Origin of the sequence: Agrobacterium sp. a22-2, from assembly GCF_012276985.1 — a bacterium.
GTDB lineage: Bacteria > Pseudomonadota > Alphaproteobacteria > Rhizobiales > Rhizobiaceae > Allorhizobium.
In genome coordinates this window covers 301810-319540 of the sequence record NZ_JAAXMM010000005.1, presented here as the reverse complement: position 1 = coordinate 319540, position 17731 = coordinate 301810, and the positions used below count along the sequence as shown (strand labels likewise).

Sequence of the window (17731 nt, the reverse complement as noted above, 5' to 3'; positions counted from 1 at the left end):
TTCGAAATGACTGCTGAAACACTCCTAGCCAGCCTGCATCTCGTCACGCCAGAGCTGATCCTTGCGGTCGGAGCGCTCGCACTGCTGATGATCGGCGTTTTCTCCGGCGACAAGTCGACGCCGACGGTCACCGGGCTTGCCGTGGCGCTGCTGATTGCCGCCGGCCTGTGGATGATCCTCGTGCCGGCTGAGGGCGAGGCCTTCGGCGGGGCGTTCATTGCCGACGGCTATGCCCGTTTCATGAAGATCCTGGCACTGGTCGGTTCGATCACCGCAATGATCATGGCGGTCGGCCATGCCCGCTTCGATCATCTCGATCGGTTCGAATTCCCGGTCCTGCTCGTGCTGGCAACGCTCGGCATCATGCTGATGATCTCGGCCAATGACCTGATCTCGCTCTACCTGTCGCTCGAACTGCAGTCGCTGGCGCTCTATGTCGTGGCCGCGATCAACCGCGACAGCCTGCGCTCGACGGAAGCCGGCCTCAAATATTTCGTGCTCGGTGCGCTGTCTTCGGGCATGCTGCTCTACGGCATGTCGCTGGTCTATGGTTTCACCGGCAATACCGGTTTCGACGAAATCGCCGCCGTCCTGATCGCCGGCGAACCGCAGCTTGGCCTGATCTTCGGCCTGGTCTTCGTGTTGGCGGGTCTCGCCTTCAAGATTTCCGCCGTGCCGTTCCACATGTGGACGCCAGATGTCTATGAAGGGGCTCCGACCCCGGTGACCGCTTTCCTGGCCGCGGCCCCGAAGGTAGGCGCCATGGCCATTCTGGTGCGCATCGTCATCGGCGCTTTCGAGCCGGTCTTCGCCGAATGGCAGCAGATCATCGTCTTCATCTCGATCGCCTCGATGATCCTCGGCTCGGTCGCCGCCATCGGCCAGCGCAATATCAAGCGCCTGATGGCCTATTCGTCGATCGGCCACATGGGCTACGCGCTGGTGGGCCTGGCCGCCGGCACGAAGGCCGGCGTCACCGGCGTCATCGTCTATATGCTGATCTATCTCGTGATGACGCTCGGCACCTTTGCCTGCATCATGGCTATGCGCCGCAAGGAAGGCGGCAATGTCGAGAACATCGATGATCTGGCCGGCCTGTCGACCACCAAGCCCTTCATGGCCGTTGTCCTGACCGCCCTGATGTTCTCGCTGGCCGGCATCCCGCCGCTCGCCGGTTTCTTCGGGAAGTATTTCGTCTTCCTGGCCGCCATCGAGGCAAAGCTCTATGGCCTGGCAATCATCGGCGTGCTGGCCTCCGTCATCGGCGCCTTCTACTACCTCCGTCTGGTCAAGGTCATGTGGTTCGACGAGGCGACCGGCGAGTTCGCCCGTGTCGCCGGCGAATTGCGGCTGGTCTTCGGCCTGTCGGGTCTGTTCGTGGTGGCCTATGTCCTGTTCGGCGGACCGATCGGCAGTGCTGCGGAGGCGGCAGCGGCCTCGCTCTTCTATTGAGCGCTTTTACGCCATCGCGCCGGATGTCGCTCGACGATTTCCGGCATGAAGCCTTCGATGTGCTGGCCTCGACCAATGCCGAATGTCTGGCCCGGGCGCGGGCCGGAGACCACGGCCTGCTGTGGATCACGGCAGGCCGGCAGACCGGCGGCCGCGGCCGTCGCGGCCGACCTTGGGTTTCCGAGCCCGGCAATCTCTACGCGTCTCTTCTGCTGATCGATCCCGCTCCCGTCGGCGATCTGCCCTCCTTGCCGTTGGCCATTGCCCTGGCCGTGCATGATGCGGTTCGGGCCGTTCTGCCGATCGATGCGCCGCCGCTTGAGGTCAAGTGGCCGAACGATGTGCTGATCGGTCGGCGCAAGATCTCCGGCATCCTGCTGGAAGGCGAACCGTTGGCCGATGGTCGCCGCGCTCTGGTCATCGGCATCGGCATCAACATTACAGCCAAACCCGGCGAGACGCCGTATCCCGTGGCAGCGCTCAGCGATTTCGGCGTCAGCATCTCGCCGGAGGAGCTTTTCGCGCGACTGTTTGCCGCCATGGCGGAGGTGCTGGAGCTGTGGAATCGCGGGCAGGGGGTGGGTGCCGTGACCGCCCGCTGGCGTTCCGTAGCCTGCGGCATAGGCGAAAAAATTACGGTCAATCTGCCGGACCGGTCGATTTCGGGTTATTTTTCCGGAATCGATGATAAAGGCATGTTGATGCTCGATCAGGGTCACAGCGGCATTTTGCCGATTGCCGCGGGCGATGTATTCTTCGAGCAAATTGGGCCTAGAGACGAATGACAAAAAAAGACGAACTGGTGTTTCTGCCGCTTGGCGGTGTGGGTGAGATCGGTATGAATCTCGCTCTGTACGGCTACGGCGAACCAAAACATCGCCAGTGGATCATGGTGGATTGCGGCGTGACCTTCCCCGGTCCCGATCTGCCAGGCGTCGACCTCGTGCTGCCCGATATCCGTCATATCCTCGCCGACAAGAAGAGCCTCAAGGGCATCATCATCACCCATGCCCATGAAGACCATTATGGCGCGCTGAACGACCTGTGGCCCGGCCTCAACGTTCCGGTCTATGCCTCGGCGTTTACCGCCGGCATGCTGGAGGCCAAGCGCGAATACGAAGGCAGCCGCGCCCAGATCCCGATCACGCCATTCAAGGCGGGCGACCGGATCAATGTCGGTCCCTTCGAGATCGAAGCCATCGGCGTCAACCATTCGATCCCCGAGCCGATGTCGCTGGTGATCCGCTCGCCGCTCGGCAATGTCATCCACACCGGCGACTGGAAGATCGACCACGCGCCGTCGCTGGGGCCATTTACAGACGAGGCCCGCTTCCGCGAGGTCGGCAAGGAAGGCGTGCTGGCGCTGATGTGCGACAGCACCAATGCCATGCGCGACGGCGTTTCGCCCTCCGAGCAGGAAGTCTCGGAAGGCCTTCGCCAGATCATCGAACATGCCGAGGGCAGGGTGGCGATCACCACCTTCTCCTCCAATGTCGGCCGTATCCGCTCGATCGCCCAGGCGGCCGAAGCCGCCGGCCGCGAAGTGCTGCTGCTCGGCAGCTCGCTGAAGCGCGTCACTTCGGTTGCCTATGACGTCGGCCTGATGGAAGGGGTAAAACCCTTCATCGCCGAGGACGAGTTCGGCTTCATTCCGCGCGACAAGGTGGTCGTCATACTCACCGGAAGCCAGGGCGAGTCCCGCGCGGCACTCGCCAAGCTGTCGCGCGACGAGATGCGCAATGTGGCGCTGACCGCGGGCGACACTGTCGTGTTTTCCTCCCGCGCCATTCCCGGCAACGAGAAGGCGATCAACGACATCAAGAACGGCCTGGTCGAACAGGGCGTGCATATCATCACCGACTCCGAGGCTCTGGTGCACGTCTCCGGTCATCCGCGGCGCAAGGAATTGCTGCAGATGTACGAATGGACGCAGCCCGCCATCCTGGTGCCGGTGCATGGCGAGGCGGCCCATCTGACGGCGCAGGCCGAATTGGGCACCCAGGCCGGCATCAAGTCCGTGCCGCGCGTGCGCAACGGCGATATCCTGCGAATTGCTCCAGGCCCCGCCGAAGTGATCGGCGAAGCGCCGCATGGTCGCGTCTTCAAGGACGGCAAGCTGATCGGCGATTTCGACGAAATGGGCATCGGCAATCGCCGCAAGCTGTCCTTTGCCGGCCATGTCGCCGTCAATGTCGTGCTCGATGCACGCTATGATTTCCAGGGCGATCCCGAGATCGTTGCCTTCGGCCTGCCGGCCTATGACAACGAGGGCGAGGACATGGAAGACACGCTCTATGATGCCGTGCTCGGCGCCGTCGAGAGCATTCCGCGCACTCGCCGCAAGGATCTTGGCGCGCTCAGGGAGAGCATCCGCCGCACGATCCGCTCGACGGCCAACGAATGCTGGGGCAAGAAGCCGATCGTCACGGTTTTTGTAACCAAAGTCTGATTGGCGCTGAGGTTTCCGGAAAGGTATAGGCTCAAGGCCATTCTTTGACGGGAGAGACCTCGATGCTTGGACGGGTAAACCATATCGCGATCGCCGTGCCGGATCTGGCCGCGGCGACCGCATCCTACCGCGACACCCTCGGCGCGACGGTGTCGGCGCCGCAGGCACTGCCGGAGCATGGCGTCACGGTGGTCTTTGTCGAACTGCCGAACACCAAGATCGAATTGCTGGAGCCGCTCGGGCAAGCCTCGCCGATCGCCTCCTTCCTGGAGAAGAACCCGGCCGGCGGCATGCACCACATCTGCTACGAGGTCGCCGATATTCTCGCTGCCCGCGATCACCTGCAGAAGAGCGGGGCTCGCGTTCTGGGCAGCGGCGAACCGAAGACCGGCGCCCACGGCAAGCCGGTGCTGTTCCTCCACCCCAAGGACTTCTTCGGTACGCTGGTCGAACTCGAACAGGTGTGACGAAGAACCGCTCGCGGCGGGTTTGTGATTGCGGGAAAATGTCCCTATAAAGCCGCCACGACCTCTGGGGCATTGCACATGCAGTTTATCTCGGCTTTTGCCGTTTATTTCATCATCTGGTGGATCACGCTCTTCGCCATCCTGCCGATCGGCCTGAAGACCCAGGCCGAGGATCAGGATGTCGTGCCGGGCAGCGTCGAGAGCGCGCCGGCGAAGTTTCGCGGCGGACGGGTCGTGCTGCTCACGACACTGGTCTCCGGCGTGATCTATGGCAGCTGGTATATCGCCTCGACCTATTTCGGCATCGGCTTCGACAGCCTGCCGCGCATCCTGCCGAATTTCGACTGAAACGGACGAGGCGTTTTACTTGAGGCGCAGGAGGCGCAGCCAGTAGAGATGCGGCTTGTCGAAAGGCAAAAAAAAACAAGGTCAGAAGACCTTGTTTTTCCAAGTATCGCGTGATCTTTCACCAATTAAGGGGCAGCGAACGGGCGCGCCTAAGATCTTATCCTCCCAAGACTTGACCGCGAAATCGACATGAATTTAGGCTTCATGCCTCTTTTGTAAGCTGACGTTAGCTCAATAAAATCGCGTTGTCATCCCGTTTTTTGCATTTTTGCTACAGTTCGTGAAAAAAATCCGGGGCAGCCAAAATGCCGCAGAAGTGATTGGATTTTTGTCTGCTTGTGGAGGCGAGCAATTGCCCGGCGATGTTTAAAATGCCCTGGTAAGACCGTGATTCTACACAGTCATGCGGGTTTTCTTCCTGTGTGGAACCAGCTATGAACGCAACCGAAAACAAACTTCTCGGCCGATTCCGCTGATTGTACGGAATCCCTAGCATCTGGAATCCGACATGCGTCTGTCACGCTACTTTTTGCCCATCCTGAAAGAGAACCCCAAGGAAGCGGAAATCGTTTCCCATCGCCTGATGCTGCGCGCCGGCATGATCCGCCAGCAGAGCCAGGGCATCTATTCCTGGCTGCCGCTCGGCAAGCGGGTTCTGGACAAGGTGAACGGTATCATCCGCGAAGAGCAGAACCGTGCGGGCGCTATCGAGATCTCGATGCCGACCCTGCAATCGGCCGAACTCTGGCAGGAAAGCGGTCGCTACGAAGACTATGGCAAGGAAATGCTGCGCATCCGCGACCGTCAGGACCGGCCGATGCTCTATGGTCCGACCAACGAGGAAATGGTCACGGACATTTTCCGCTCTTACGTGAAGTCCTACAAGAGCCTGCCGCTCAACCTCTACCACATCCAGCTGAAGTTCCGCGACGAGATCCGTCCGCGCTTCGGCACCATGCGCTCGCGCGAGTTCATGATGAAGGACGCCTATTCCTTCGACCTGACCCAGGACGAGGCGATCCATTCTTACAACAAGATGTTCGCCGCCTATCTGCGCACCTTCTCGCGGCTTGGCCTGCGCGCTATTCCGATGCGCGCCGATACCGGCCCGATCGGCGGCAATCACAGCCATGAGTTCATCATCCTGGCCGACACCGGCGAATCGGAAGTGTTCTGCCACAAGGATTTCGTCAATTTCGACATTCCGTCGGTCGATACGAATTTCGACGATGTCGACGGACTGAAGGCGATCTTCGACCAGTGGACCTCGGTCTATGCGGCAACCTCCGAAATGCACGATGCGCCGGCCTTCGAGGCCATTCCCGAAGCGGATCGCCTGTCGGCACGCGGCATCGAGGTCGGTCACATCTTCTATTTCGGCACCAAATATTCCGAGCCGATGGGCGCCAAGGTGCAGGGACCGGACGGCAAGGAACACGTTGTCCACATGGGATCCTATGGCATTGGCCCGACACGCCTTGTTCCCGCCATCATCGAAGCCTCGCATGACGAAAACGGCATCATCTGGCCGGCATCGGTCGCCCCGTTCGATTGCGTGGTGATCAACATGAAGGCCGGCGATGCTGCCTGCGACGGCGCCTGCGAGACGCTCTATGCCGCTTTGACCAAGGCCGGCAAGGACGTGCTGCTGGACGACACCGACGATCGTGCCGGCACCAAGTTTGCAACGGCCGATCTGATCGGCGTACCGGTGCAGATCATCGTCGGTCCGCGGTCCGTCGCCAGCGGCGAGGTCGAGGTGAAGGATCGCAAGACCGGCGCGCGTGAGACCATGACGATAGAGGCTGCCATCAACCGGTTGGCAGTCTGACTGTTGAGCCAGGAGGCGTAATGAACAGCGAAACTGCCGGCACAGAGGCGGGTCCAGCCAGCCCAGGCAACTCTGCTCGACCGTTTTCCGCGTTCGAACGCATGGTGGCCTGGCGCTATCTGCGCTCGCGACGCAAGGAAGCGGTGATCTCGGTGATCGCCGGCTTTTCCTTCGTCGGCATCATGCTCGGCGTAGCAACACTGATCATCGTCATGGCGGTCATGAACGGTTTCCGCACCGAGCTGATCTCGCGCATCCTGGGCATCAACGGCCATATGATCGTCCAGCCGGTCGATGGACCGCTGAACGACTATGCAGCCCTTGCCGACAAGTTCGCCGCCATTCCCGGCGTCACCATGGCTCTGCCGCTGGTCGAGGGCCAGACGCTGGCCTCCGGCCGCGACGGTGCCGGCACCGGTGCGCTGGTGCGCGGTGTCCGCGCCGACGATCTGGTCAAGCTCAAGGAAGTCTCCGGCAATATCCGCGCCGGCGATCTCGTCGGTTTTGCGGCGGGCGAGGGCGTGCTGGTCGGCTCGCGCATGGCGGCACAGCTCGGCATTTCGGCCGGCGACAACATCACGCTGGTCTCGCCGGAAGGCGACGTGACGCCGCTCGGCATCAACCCGCGCGTCAAGTCCTATCCGGTTTCGGGCATTTTCGAGATCGGCATGTCGGAATATGATTCGACGATCATCTACATGCCGCTCGAGGAATCGCAGCTCTATTTCAATGCCGAAGGCCTTGTGCAGTCGATCGAGCTGTTCGTCAGCGATCCCGACAATGTCGATCAGCTTCGCCCGCTGGTCGAGGCCGCCGCCGGGCGCCAGATCTTCATCAGCGACTGGCGCCAGCGCAACCAGACCTTCTTCTCCGCCCTGCAGGTGGAGCGCAACGTCATGTTCATGATCCTGACGCTGATCGTGCTGGTGGCGGCCCTCAACATCATTTCGGGCCTCATCATGCTGGTCAAGGACAAGGGCAGCGACATCGCCATCCTGAAGACCATGGGCGCGACCTCCGGCTCGATCATGCGGATCTTCTTCATGACAGGGGCGGCGATCGGCATTACCGGCACGCTGGCCGGCGTGGCGCTCGGCGTCGTCGTCTGTCTCAACGTCGAATCCATCCGCCAGTTCTTCTCCTGGCTGTCGGGAACCGTGCTGTTCGATCCGGAACTCTATTTCCTCAGCCAGCTTCCGGCGGACATGAATGTCGGCGAAACCGTCGCGGTGGTCATCATGGCGCTGGTCCTATCCTTCCTGGCGACGATCTTCCCGGCTTGGCAGGCCTCGCGCCTCGATCCCGTTCAAGCGCTGCGTTACGAATAAGGATCCCGTCTTTCATGGCAAAGAAAACCGCGCTTGGCCTTTCCGGCATCGAACGCAATTACGGACAGGGCGAGACCGTGCTGACGATCCTGAAGGACGCCAGCCTCAATCTCTATGAAGGCGAGACCGTGGCGCTGGTGGCCCCGTCGGGCACCGGCAAATCGACGCTGCTGCACATTGCCGGCCTGCTGGAACACCCGACTGAAGGCGAAGTGCTGATCGGCGGGGAGAATTGCTCCGGCCTGTCGGCAGACCGCCGCACGGCGATCCGCCGCAACTCGATCGGCTTCGTCTATCAGTTTCACCATCTCCTGCCGGAATTCACCGCGCTGGAAAACATCATGATGCCGCAGCTGATCGCCGGACTGCCGATGGCGGAAGCCCGCGAGCGGGCCTCGCAATTGCTCGACTATATGCGCATCGGCCATCGCGGCGATCATCGTCCCTCGGAACTGTCGGGCGGCGAACAGCAGCGCGTCGCCATTGCCCGTGCCGTTGCCAATGCACCGCTGGTGCTGCTGGCCGACGAGCCGACCGGCAATCTCGATCCGGAAACGGCCTCTTATGTATTTTCCGCGCTGGAGGCCCTGGTCCGGCAATCCGGGCTCGCCGCGTTGATCGCCACCCACAATCACGAACTGGCCCGGCGCATGGATCGCTGCGTGACGATCGTCGACGGCAAGATCGTCGACTTCGTCGCCTGACCGGCCAACGTGCGGGGGGACCGGTTCAGTCCAGCCCGCAGGCCTTCTGGCCGATATCGTCGCTCCAGTCTTCGATCGATACGGTTTTGGGGGCGGTGCTGCCGGCCGTTTCGCCTTTCTTGAACTTTCCTGTCACCACATTGTAGTCACAGGAGCCGCCTGCGTCCGGGTCAAGCGTGTCGTAGTGTGAGTAGGTGTAGCCGGCGACGATGAACCGGCCCTCGCGATAGGCCAGCGTCAGGGTCTGCTCCCAATGGTTTCGGCCGATCGCGGAATTTTGCGACATCACGGCGATCGAGCCATTGGCAAGCGCCGTGATCGCCGGGTCCTGGCCATAAAAGCCGTCCAGTTGGGTATTGCCCCAGATCTTGTCTGGCGCGGATGCAACCAGCTTCAGAAGCGGGCGATCGCTCTCCGTCAGATAGAGATAGATGCCGATCTCTTCGTCATCACTGCCCGGTGCAACCAGAATGGCCAGGTCCAACGCACCGTCCTTGTTCCAGTCACCGGACGCGCCGGAGAGAATCCGCCCGGCCGGAAACGTGTCGGCGAAAACGCCCGTGGCCGGCAGCAGCCCAACCAATACCCCGGCGACAAACATTCTGATCATTGCCATTCCCCCCAAGCTTTTCCACAGCAGTGTGTCGGACTCGGCTCCCGAAGTCACCTCCCATGGCGGTACAAAAAATGGTGTTGACAACGGAACAAAGAACGAACATAAAGAATACATAACGAGTAAGGAGAGCCATGACTGACATTCTTCGTGACGTCGCCGCATTCGCCTCTATCACCGTTTTCGTCGCCAGCTTTTCGGTCATTGTGCTGGCTCTCTGATCTTTGCAGCCGTAAAGCTGTCGATACGCCATAAGCAGTTCTGGACTTCCGGGGCTTGAGGCCCGACAATCTCCCCCGAGTCTTTGGATGCGATGGGAATGTTGGAATGGATGGCAATGTCATGGCGGCGCGGCCGGCGATGGGGGGGCAGGCGTCCCCCGGCTTCGTGCATCTACGGGTCCATTCCGCCTTCTCGCTGCTGGAAGGCGCATTGCCGCTGAAGAAGATCCTCGGCAAGGCCGTGGCGGACGCACAGCCCGCCATTGCCATCACCGATACCAACAACCTGTTCGTGGCCCTAGAATTCTCGCAGAAGGCCATGGACGAGGGGCTGCAGCCGATCATCGGCTGCCAGCTGGCGATCGACATGGAAGATGCCGGCGACGAGAAGCGCGGCGGTAATTCCGGTTTTGCCCGCTATCCGTCGATTGTCCTGCTGGCCTCGACGCCGGCCGGTTATGAGCGCCTGGTCGATATCGTCAGCCGTGCCTATCTTGACGGCGAAAGTTCGAGCGCCGTGCATATCTGCGCCTCCTGGCTGATCGAGGGCGGTGCGGACGGGCTGATTGCCTTGACCGGCTTTACCGGCGGTCCCGTCGATATGCCGTTGAAGGAGGGCCATAAGGCCCAGGCCGAGGCCCGGCTGTCGACTCTGAAGGGTATTTTCGGCGACCGGCTCTATGTCGAATTGCAGCGCCAGGCCGGCTATGACCGTGCTCACGAGCAGAAGATGATCGCGCTCGCCTATGAGCATGATCTGCCGCTGGTCGCCACCAACGAGGCCTTCTTCCCGACGCGCGGTGACTACGACGCCCACGATGCGCTGATGGCGGTGGCCCACAATGCCATCGTCTCGGATGACCGCCGTTTCCGGCTGACGCCGGACCACTACATGAAAAGCCGTGCCGAGATGTGCGCGCTGTTTGCCGATCTGCCGGAGGCGCTTGCCAATACGGTCGAGATCGCCACGCGCTGCTCCTTCGTGCTCGACACCCGCAAGCCGATCCTGCCGCGCTTCACTGGTGCCAGCGACGATCCGAAGGAGGCCGAGCGCGCCGAAGCGGCCGAGCTGCGCCGCCAGGCGATCGAAGGTCTCGACCAGCGGCTGCTATCGCTCGGTATGGCGCCCGGCTACGAGGAAAAGGAATATCGCGACCGGCTGGATTTCGAACTTGGCGTCATCGAGCGCATGGGTTTCCCCGGCTACTTCCTGATCGTTGCCGACTTCATCAAATGGGCCAAGCAGCACGATATCCCGGTCGGGCCGGGCCGCGGTTCCGGTGCGGGCTCGCTGGTCGCCTATGCCCTGACCATCACCGACGTCGACCCCTTGCGCTTCTCTTTGCTGTTCGAGCGCTTTCTCAATCCCGAACGCGTCTCGATGCCCGACTTCGACATCGACTTCTGCCAGGACCGCCGCGAAGAGGTCATTCGCTACGTCCAGCAGAAATATGGCCGCGAGCAGGTGGCGCAGATCATCACCTTCGGGTCCTTGCAGGCCCGCGCCGCCCTTCGCGACGTCGGCCGCGTGCTGGAAATGCCCTATGGCCAAGTCGACAAGATCTGCAAGATGGTGCCCAACAACCCGGCCAATCCGACGCCGCTGTCGAAAGCGATAGAAGAGGATCCGAAATTTCAGGAGGAGGCCGACCGCGAGCCGGTCGTCGCCCGCCTGCTCGATATCGCCCAGAAGATCGAAGGCCTTTATCGCCACGCTTCGACCCACGCCGCCGGCATCGTCATCGGCGATCGGCCGCTGTCGAAGCTGGTGCCGATGTATCGCGATCCGCGCTCCGACATGCCGGTCACCCAGTTCAACATGAAATGGGTCGAGCAAGCCGGCCTGGTGAAGTTCGACTTTCTCGGCCTGAAGACGTTGACAGTGCTGAAGACGGCGGTGGATTTCGTCAAGCTGCGCGGCATCTCCGTCGATCTGGCGGCTTTGCCGCTGGATGATGCGCCGACCTACGAGATGCTGTCGCGCGGCGAAACGGTCGGCGTGTTCCAGGTGGAATCGGCCGGCATGCGCAAGGCGCTGATCGGCATGCGGCCCGACTGCATCGAGGACATCATCGCGCTGGTGGCGCTCTATCGTCCGGGCCCGATGGAAAATATCCCGACTTACAATGCCCGCAAGCATGGCGAGGAGGAGCTGGAATCGGTCCATCCAAAGATCGATTATCTGCTGAAGGAGACGCAAGGGGTTATCGTCTACCAGGAGCAGGTCATGCAGATCGCCCAGGTCCTGTCGGGCTATTCGCTCGGCGAGGCCGATCTCTTGCGCCGCGCCATGGGCAAGAAGATCAAGGCGGAGATGGACCAGCAGAGCGAGCGCTTCATCGACGGCGCCATGAAGAACGGCGTCTCCAAGCCGCAGGCCAGCAACATCTTCGAACTGCTGGCGAAATTCGCCAATTACGGCTTCAACAAGTCCCACGCCGCGGCTTATGCCATCGTCTCCTACCAGACCGCCTATATGAAGGCCCATTTCCCGGTCGAGTTCTTGGCAGCGTCGATGACGCTCGACATGTCCAACACCGACAAGCTCAACGACTTCCGCCAGGATGCCGGCCGTCTCGGCATCGCCGTCGTGCCGCCTTCGGTGCAGACCTCGTTCCGCCATTTCCAGACGGGCGACCAGCGCATCTATTACTCGCTGGCCGCCATCAAGGGCGTCGGTGAGGCCGCCGTCGAGCATATCGTCGCCCAGCGCGGCGACACGCCCTTTGCCAGTATCGAGGATTTTTGCCTGCGCATCGACCCCAAGCAGGTCAACCGCCGCGTCTTCGAAAGCCTGATTACCGCCGGCGCCTTCGATTGCTTCGGCTATGACCGGGCCGAAATGATCGCCGGCCTCGACCGCATCATCGGCTATGCCCAGCGCATCCATGAAAACAGGGTGCGCGGCCAGTCGGATATGTTCGGCGCCGGTGCCGCCAGTGGGCCGGAGCGCATCGGTTTTCCGCCGTTCACGCCCTGGCTGTCCTCGGAAAAGCTGCTGCGCGAATTCAATGTTCTGGGCTTCTATCTCTCGGCCCATCCGCTCGATGCCTACCGCTCCATTCTGGAAAAGATGCGCGTGCAGAACTTCGCCGATTTCTCCAATGCGGTGAAGCAGGGCGCCAATGCCGGGCGGCTGGCCGGAACGGTGATCGCCAAGCAGGAGCGCAAGACCCGCACCGGCAACAAGATGGGCATCGTCACCTTTTCCGATGCGACCGGCCAGTTCGAAGCTGTGCTGTTTTCCGAGGGCCTTGCGCAATATCGCGATTTCCTGGAACCCGGCAAATCCCTGGTCATCACGGTTGCCGCCGAGGAACGGCCGGAAGGCATCGGTCTGCGCATCCAGACGGTTCAGTCGCTGGAGGAAAAGTCGGTGCAGATGCAGAAGGCGCTCAGGGTCTTCGTGCGCGACGCCGGGCCCCTAAAGACGGTTGCCGCCCATCTCAACGCCCGCGGCGACGGTCTGGTGTCCTTCGTGGTCATCAAGGAGGATGGCCAGCGCGAAATCGAGGTTGAACTGACCGAGAAATACCGCATCTCCCCAGATATCGCCGCCGCCCTGCGCTCGGCGCCCGGAGTCATCGACGTCGAACTGGTGTGAGTTACAGGGGACTAATGAGAGGACGAACGGATGGAGTGTTGGGCAGATCAGATTGGCCTTGCCGCATCGAACGTTCTAATTCGGGATCGTGGACGATGAACCAATCCATTTCATTGGATGGCGGACGTAAAAGGTTGATACTTTTCGATCCGGATGAGGTTCTTGACGGGCGTTATGAGAATTTGGTTTGCGTAGACAGCGCTGGAGCTGTTGTCTGGCGTGCCGAACTGCCGGGAGCTCCCGATGTTTTCCTATCGCTTTATGTCGAACACGGCGAAATCCATGCACACACCTGGAGTGGCTATGAGGTCGTTATTAATCCCGAGAATGGAAGAATTATGCGCGCCGATTTTACCAAATAACTGACTGTCTAATCGGCACGCATGAACTTCCTTCGAAGGGCCATGAGGGGGGGCTCAGCCGATCAGACCGGCTTCTTCCGCGTAATGGTGATGAAATCCGTTCCAGGGCCGGTTTCCGGGCCGATGCCGGTGTCGGAGATGGTGATGGAACTGCCTTCGCCGAGCATGGCCTCGATCCTGGCGCGGATATCGGCCGGGATGGTGATGCGGTCGAGCGCTCGGCTGGCGTCGAACACCGCCGTATTGTCGGCCGGGATGACGATGCCGAGCCGCTTCAGGGTGGCGGGCGACAGGTGGTTTTCCAACGATACTGCATGCCATTCGGCCTTGCCGGAATAGCGGTTGACGTCTGTCGCCTCGATGAAATGCGTGCCGAGCGCGATTTCCGGGCTCGAAATGCCGATCGGCGCCTCGAACATCGGCTTGAACTTCTGCCGCACCAGGATCTGGCCCGCCGGCGGCTCGCCCTTACCGGCCGCCTTGTAGAGCCCGGTCAGCATCTCGGCGCTGATGAGTTCACCGCCGGTCGCAATGCCCTTCCAGCGCTTGAAGCCGTTGACGGCGCTGACCGTCAGCCTGCCGATATGGCCGTCCGGCACACCGGCGTCGAAACCCAGTTCGTTCAGCAGGACCTGCATGTCGAGGATCGTCTCGCGCTCGCCGCGCCGGGTGATCAGGATCCGCACCGGCGGCAGGTCGTCCAGCGCCACGGTGGCCGAGGCGCCGGCTTTGGGCAGGACATCGATCATCGCCACCTCGACGGGCTTGGCACCCGTCTCGATGTTGCCCGGCCGCAACTGCGCGTCCGACAGCAATTGGCCGCCCTCGGTGCTGGCGGTCGGCTTGAACAGCGTGGCATGGCTGATCGAGACCGGAACCACGGGCTTGTCGGTGATGATCACATGGGCGCCACGCTCCGTCATCTGGAACAGCGCCTTGGCAAAATCGCCCGGCATGCGCACGCAACCGTGCGAGGCCGGGTAGTTCGGCACGCTGTTGGATTCGTGCAGCGCCACGCCGGACCAGGTGATGCGCTGCATCCACGGCATCGGCGCGTTCGAATAGAGATTGGACTCGTGGTATTTCTTCTTCTCAAGGATCGAGAAGATGCCCGACGGCGTCGTATGGCCCTGCTTGCCGGTCGACACTTTCGAGGTCGCCACCACCTGGCCGCCGTCATAGACGACCATCTGCTGGGTGTCCTTGGAAACCATGATCTGCAGCGTTCCGCCACCGCCGGCCCATGCCGGCGTGACCAGCGCGGTCGCGGAGAGAAGGCCGAGGCTGAACGCCAGAGACTTGATCATGAGTTTCATCCTGTTACGCAAAACCGATCCCGCTAAAATAAATGACGAAGTTTAAGGAAGGTTTGAAGCGGGGGGTGTCTTCACATTTAAGTGTTCATATGCACGGATGTGGTATAGTTCGCCCCCTTCGAACGAAGGGGCAAGTTCACTCGCCGGGCTCGGGACGAGGCTTTCGGGTGCCGAATGTGTAGCCGGTCTCGACGGTCGACTTGCCGAATTTCTCGCGCAGCTTGTCCATCGCCCCTTCGGCCGCCGCCCGCCGCGCTGCCTGGGCGTCGACCAGATCCGGAGGATCGGCAAGGGCTGCCTCGCGCAGGTCGGTGACCCCGATGCCGATCAGCCGGAAGCGCGTGCCATCCGTCTCCTTCTCCAGCAGCGACAGGCCGGTGCGAAAGATCCGGTCGGCAAGCTGGGTCGGGTCCTCCAGGCGGCGGTTGCGGGTGCGGCCCTTGAAATCAGCCGTCTTCAGCTTCAGCACCACGGTGTGGCCGGCGATGCCGGCCTTCTTCAGGCGCCAGGCGACTTTTTCCGACAGCGAGCGCAGGTGCGGCACGAGATCGTCGTGACGCCAGATATCGTCGAAGAAGGTGGTTTCCGACGAAACGCTCTTGGCGGCATCGTTGAGATGCACCTCGCGGTCGTCGATGCCGCGCGATAGCCGCGACAACCGCTGGCCGATCGACCCATAGCGGCGCATCAGCTCGGTTTCCTCCATGATCTGCAATTGGCCCACCGTGCGGATGCCGTCGCGCTCCAGGGTCGCGGCAAAGGCCTTGCCGACGCCCCAGATGGTGGTGACTGGCCGCGGCGCCAGGAAGGAGAGCGCCTCCGCCTCGCCGATCACCGAAAAGCCGCGGGGCTTCTGCAGGTCGGAGGCCACCTTGGCCAGGAACTTGCAATAGGAGAGCCCCACTGACACCGTGATGCCGACCTCCCGCTCGACGCGTTGCGCAAACCGGGCGAGCACCTGCGCCGGCGGCGCATGGTGCAGCATTTCCGTGCCGGACAGTTCGAGAAAGGCCTCGTCGATCGAAATCGGCTGAACCAGCGGCGTCAGCTCTTCCATCATGGCGCGCACCTGCCGGCCGACCCGGACATATTTCTCCATGTTAGGCGGGATGACGACCGCCTGCGGGCAGGCCTCCAGCGCCTTGAACATCGGCATGGCCGAGCGCACGCCATGGATACGGGCAATGTAGCAGGCGGTGGACACCACGCCGCGCTTGCCGCCGCCGATGATCACCGGCTTGTCGGCGAGATCAGGATTGTCGCGCTTCTCGATCGAGGCATAGAAGGCGTCGCAGTCGATATGGGCAAGCGTCAGCCGGGCCAGTTCCGGATGATAGACAAGCCGCGGACTGCCGCATTGACTGCAGCGCTTTCTGCCCTCCGGCTGGCCCGTCAGGCAGTCGCGGCAAAATCCCGGAAGATGATCGTTTTGCGCGGCCATGATGAGAACAAAGGTTGAACATTGCTACCTTACGCGCTAGCCTGACTGCACTCAAGAGGCAAGATTCGAGGAATGGGACGGTGTTCACAACAAAGCCTTTGACCGCTGAACTCTGGCCCGATTTCGAGACGGTGATGGGGCCGCAAGGCGCCTGCTACGGCTGTTGGTGCACCTATTTCCGCCTCGCGCCGGCTCAGCGCAAGCTGCTCGGAGGAGCTGAGAAAAAGCAGCATATGCGGGCGCGCGTGCTGTCCGGGCCGCCGCCGGGCCTGATCGGCTATCGCGATGGCCAACCGGTCGGCTGGGTGCAGGTGGGGCCGCGCGGCGATGTGCCTAACTGGAATTCGTCGCGCACCGTGTCGCGCCCGGTCGACGAGGCCGATGCCGCCGATCCGGGTGTCTGGGCGATCAGTTGCTTTTTCGTCGTCTCGTCCGGCCGTGGCGCCGGCCTCAGCCATCTCTTGCTGGCCGCGGCCGTCGATTTTGCCAGACAGAATGGCGCAAGCCGCGTCGAGGCCTGTCCGATCGATCGCACCAAACAGTCGAAATCCGTTGGGCTTTATGTCGGGCCGACGCGGATTTTTCGTGCCGCCGGTTTTGAGGAAGTGGCCTTGCGCAAGGCGGGCAGGCCGCTGATGCGGTTGGCGCTCTTATGAGGCCCGGCTGGTGCTGCAATGCCGGCGGATGTGCTGCGTTGCCTCGGGCCAGTCGGCAACGCGCAGGACGGGCGGCTCGGCCAGCGGCGCATGGCGATGGATCTCGGAGACCGGGATCATGTGCAAGAGCAGGCAATCGGCGACATGGGTGCCGACCGAGACAAGATTATGCGCCATGTCGTCGATGAAGGCGACCGGCAACGGGCGTCCGCCATGCAGGGTTTCGACAACTGGCCCCTTGGGCTGTTGCGTTGCCACCAAGGGCTGGGAAAAGCCGATCGCGTCGAGCAGGCGCCGGCGGCGGTCGGCAAAGCGCGGCGGCATGGCGGTCAGGAACACGATGTCGGCGTCACAGGAGATGGCCTCGATGGCTGCAGCCGTCGTGGCAAACGGCGTCTGCCAGGTCTCCTGGGCGTCGAAGAAGGCTTCGATGAGGTCGCTGACCTCCCGGTCGGGCAGGGGAGCTTCCGTCGCTTGCGAAACGATATTGCCATGCAGCCGGAACGAGCGGGGAACCAGCCTGTGACCGAGACTGTCGAGATAGGATTGAAAGGGGACGATGAATTGCAGCACCACGTCATCGACGTCGCAGACCACCAGCGGCCGATCGGTCAGCCTGACATGATCGAGGTCGAGCTCCATCAATATTCTCCCGAATCGAGCCCCGGCGCGGAAAAATACTGCCAGGCCATCATGACTGTTTCGGGCGCCGTGTCGGTCGCCGCGCAGAAGGCGAGCAGCGTCGGCTCATGGGAGGCGAGAAAATCGACGATGCCGGCCAGAAAGCCGGGATCATCGACCGCCTGGCGCAGTTGATCCGCCTGAACGCCGCTAAGCGCCAGAAAGCGGCCAAGCATGTCGGGCTCTCCGGCCAGCCAACCGAGAATCGCAATGGCGGTTTCCTGGGCAGCTTGGCTCGAGGGGGCCGATCTCACGGAT

Annotated in this window: 16 protein-coding genes; 11 read left to right on the top strand and 5 right to left on the bottom strand. The window is 62.0% G+C overall.

Annotated elements, in window-relative coordinates:
• The first annotated feature begins 6 nt into the window (after positions 1-6).
• From nuoN to HFC70_RS10490, 8 genes are all read left to right on the top strand, one after another.
• On the top strand, positions 7-1452 hold the full coding sequence (gene nuoN / locus HFC70_RS10525) for an NADH-quinone oxidoreductase subunit NuoN (protein ID WP_168473180.1): 1446 nt from the start codon (positions 7-9) through the stop codon (positions 1450-1452).
• A 23-nt stretch (positions 1453-1475) separates the two neighbouring features.
• Complete coding sequence (locus tag HFC70_RS10520; RefSeq protein WP_168473220.1) at positions 1476-2237, top strand: biotin--[acetyl-CoA-carboxylase] ligase; 762 nt, start codon at positions 1476-1478, stop codon at positions 2235-2237.
• Positions 2234-3901, top strand: a complete 1668-nt coding sequence (locus tag HFC70_RS10515; RefSeq protein ID WP_168473179.1) for a ribonuclease J — start codon at positions 2234-2236, stop codon at positions 3899-3901. The genes HFC70_RS10520 and HFC70_RS10515 overlap by 4 nt, the downstream gene beginning before the upstream one ends.
• Positions 3902-3963: 62 nt before the next feature.
• Positions 3964-4368, top strand: coding sequence for a methylmalonyl-CoA epimerase (gene mce, locus HFC70_RS10510; protein ID WP_168473178.1), 405 nt, complete (start codon positions 3964-3966; stop codon positions 4366-4368).
• A 72-nt stretch (positions 4369-4440) separates the two neighbouring features.
• Positions 4441-4716 carry a DUF1467 family protein gene (locus HFC70_RS10505; protein WP_168473177.1) on the top strand — a complete coding sequence of 92 codons (276 nt, stop codon included), beginning with the start codon at positions 4441-4443 and terminating at the stop codon, positions 4714-4716.
• Between the two features lie 508 nt (positions 4717-5224).
• The gene (gene proS / locus HFC70_RS10500; protein ID WP_168473176.1) at positions 5225-6547 is read left to right on the top strand and encodes a proline--tRNA ligase; all 1323 of its coding nucleotides are present in this window, start codon (positions 5225-5227) and stop codon (positions 6545-6547) included.
• A 20-nt stretch (positions 6548-6567) separates the two neighbouring features.
• Positions 6568-7875 (top strand): lipoprotein-releasing ABC transporter permease subunit, encoded by a 1308-nt coding sequence (locus HFC70_RS10495; protein ID WP_168473175.1) that lies wholly within the window; start codon positions 6568-6570, stop codon positions 7873-7875.
• A gap of 14 nt (positions 7876-7889) precedes the next feature.
• Complete coding sequence (locus tag HFC70_RS10490) at positions 7890-8579, top strand: ABC transporter ATP-binding protein (protein ID WP_168473174.1); 690 nt, start codon at positions 7890-7892, stop codon at positions 8577-8579.
• 25 nt (positions 8580-8604) lie between these two features.
• On the opposite strand, the gene HFC70_RS10485 is transcribed toward HFC70_RS10490, so the two are convergent.
• Entirely contained in the window at positions 8605-9189 is a 585-nt protein-coding gene (locus HFC70_RS10485) for a hypothetical protein (RefSeq protein WP_246735719.1), read from the bottom strand.
• Positions 9190-9519: 330 nt separating this feature from the next.
• Here HFC70_RS10485 and dnaE point away from each other — a divergent pair, with 330 nt between their 5' ends.
• Entirely contained in the window at positions 9520-13017 is a 3498-nt protein-coding gene (gene dnaE / locus HFC70_RS10480) for a DNA polymerase III subunit alpha (protein ID WP_168473173.1), read from the top strand.
• A 95-nt stretch (positions 13018-13112) separates the two neighbouring features.
• A complete protein-coding gene (locus HFC70_RS10475) occupies positions 13113-13379 on the top strand; it encodes a hypothetical protein (protein WP_168473172.1) in 267 nt (88 codons plus the stop codon).
• A gap of 62 nt (positions 13380-13441) precedes the next feature.
• On the opposite strand, the gene HFC70_RS10470 is transcribed toward HFC70_RS10475, so the two are convergent.
• On the bottom strand, positions 13442-14686 hold the full coding sequence (locus tag HFC70_RS10470) for a L,D-transpeptidase family protein (protein WP_168473171.1): 1245 nt from the start codon (positions 14684-14686) through the stop codon (positions 13442-13444).
• Between the two features lie 145 nt (positions 14687-14831).
• Complete coding sequence (locus HFC70_RS10465; protein WP_168473170.1) at positions 14832-16136, bottom strand: DNA polymerase IV; 1305 nt, start codon at positions 16134-16136, stop codon at positions 14832-14834.
• Between the two features lie 134 nt (positions 16137-16270).
• Between HFC70_RS10465 and HFC70_RS10460 the strand changes: the two genes are divergently transcribed.
• The gene (locus HFC70_RS10460; protein WP_168473218.1) at positions 16271-16792 is read left to right on the top strand and encodes a GNAT family N-acetyltransferase; all 522 of its coding nucleotides are present in this window, start codon (positions 16271-16273) and stop codon (positions 16790-16792) included.
• Here the strand turns inward: HFC70_RS10460 and HFC70_RS10455 are convergent.
• Together HFC70_RS10455 and HFC70_RS10450 are read right to left on the bottom strand one after the other, a co-directional pair.
• Positions 16787-17434: a hypothetical protein gene (locus HFC70_RS10455; protein ID WP_168473169.1), complete on the bottom strand. Its 648-nt coding sequence runs from the start codon at positions 17432-17434 to the stop codon at positions 16787-16789. The two genes, HFC70_RS10460 and HFC70_RS10455, sit on opposite strands and share 6 nt — an antisense overlap.
• Positions 17434-17727, bottom strand: a complete 294-nt coding sequence (locus HFC70_RS10450; protein ID WP_368669610.1) for a DUF3572 domain-containing protein — start codon at positions 17725-17727, stop codon at positions 17434-17436. The genes HFC70_RS10455 and HFC70_RS10450 overlap by 1 nt, the downstream gene beginning before the upstream one ends.
• Positions 17728-17731: the final 4 nt, after the last annotated feature.

Excerpts from the sequence above, each read along its gene's own strand:
- proS (WP_168473176.1), top strand. The coding sequence starts at position 5,225 with ATGCGTCTGTCACGCTACTTTTTGCCCATCCTGAAAGAGAACCCCAAG.
- HFC70_RS10465 (WP_168473170.1), bottom strand. The coding sequence starts at position 16,136 with ATGGCCGCGCAAAACGATCATCTTCCGGGATTTTGCCGCGACTGCCTG.
- HFC70_RS10520 (WP_168473220.1), top strand. The coding sequence starts at position 1,476 with ATGTCGCTCGACGATTTCCGGCATGAAGCCTTCGATGTGCTGGCCTCG.
- mce (WP_168473178.1), top strand. The coding sequence starts at position 3,964 with ATGCTTGGACGGGTAAACCATATCGCGATCGCCGTGCCGGATCTGGCC.
- HFC70_RS10475 (WP_168473172.1), top strand. The coding sequence starts at position 13,113 with ATGAACCAATCCATTTCATTGGATGGCGGACGTAAAAGGTTGATACTT.
- HFC70_RS10460 (WP_168473218.1), top strand. The coding sequence starts at position 16,271 with ATGGGGCCGCAAGGCGCCTGCTACGGCTGTTGGTGCACCTATTTCCGC.
- nuoN (WP_168473180.1), top strand. The coding sequence starts at position 7 with ATGACTGCTGAAACACTCCTAGCCAGCCTGCATCTCGTCACGCCAGAG.
- HFC70_RS10490 (WP_168473174.1), top strand. The coding sequence starts at position 7,890 with ATGGCAAAGAAAACCGCGCTTGGCCTTTCCGGCATCGAACGCAATTAC.
- HFC70_RS10485 (WP_246735719.1), bottom strand. The coding sequence starts at position 9,189 with ATGATCAGAATGTTTGTCGCCGGGGTATTGGTTGGGCTGCTGCCGGCC.
- dnaE (WP_168473173.1), top strand. The coding sequence starts at position 9,520 with ATGGATGGCAATGTCATGGCGGCGCGGCCGGCGATGGGGGGGCAGGCG.
- HFC70_RS10455 (WP_168473169.1), bottom strand. The coding sequence starts at position 17,434 with ATGGAGCTCGACCTCGATCATGTCAGGCTGACCGATCGGCCGCTGGTG.
- HFC70_RS10515 (WP_168473179.1), top strand. The coding sequence starts at position 2,234 with ATGACAAAAAAAGACGAACTGGTGTTTCTGCCGCTTGGCGGTGTGGGT.
- HFC70_RS10470 (WP_168473171.1), bottom strand. The coding sequence starts at position 14,686 with ATGATCAAGTCTCTGGCGTTCAGCCTCGGCCTTCTCTCCGCGACCGCG.
- HFC70_RS10495 (WP_168473175.1), top strand. The coding sequence starts at position 6,568 with ATGAACAGCGAAACTGCCGGCACAGAGGCGGGTCCAGCCAGCCCAGGC.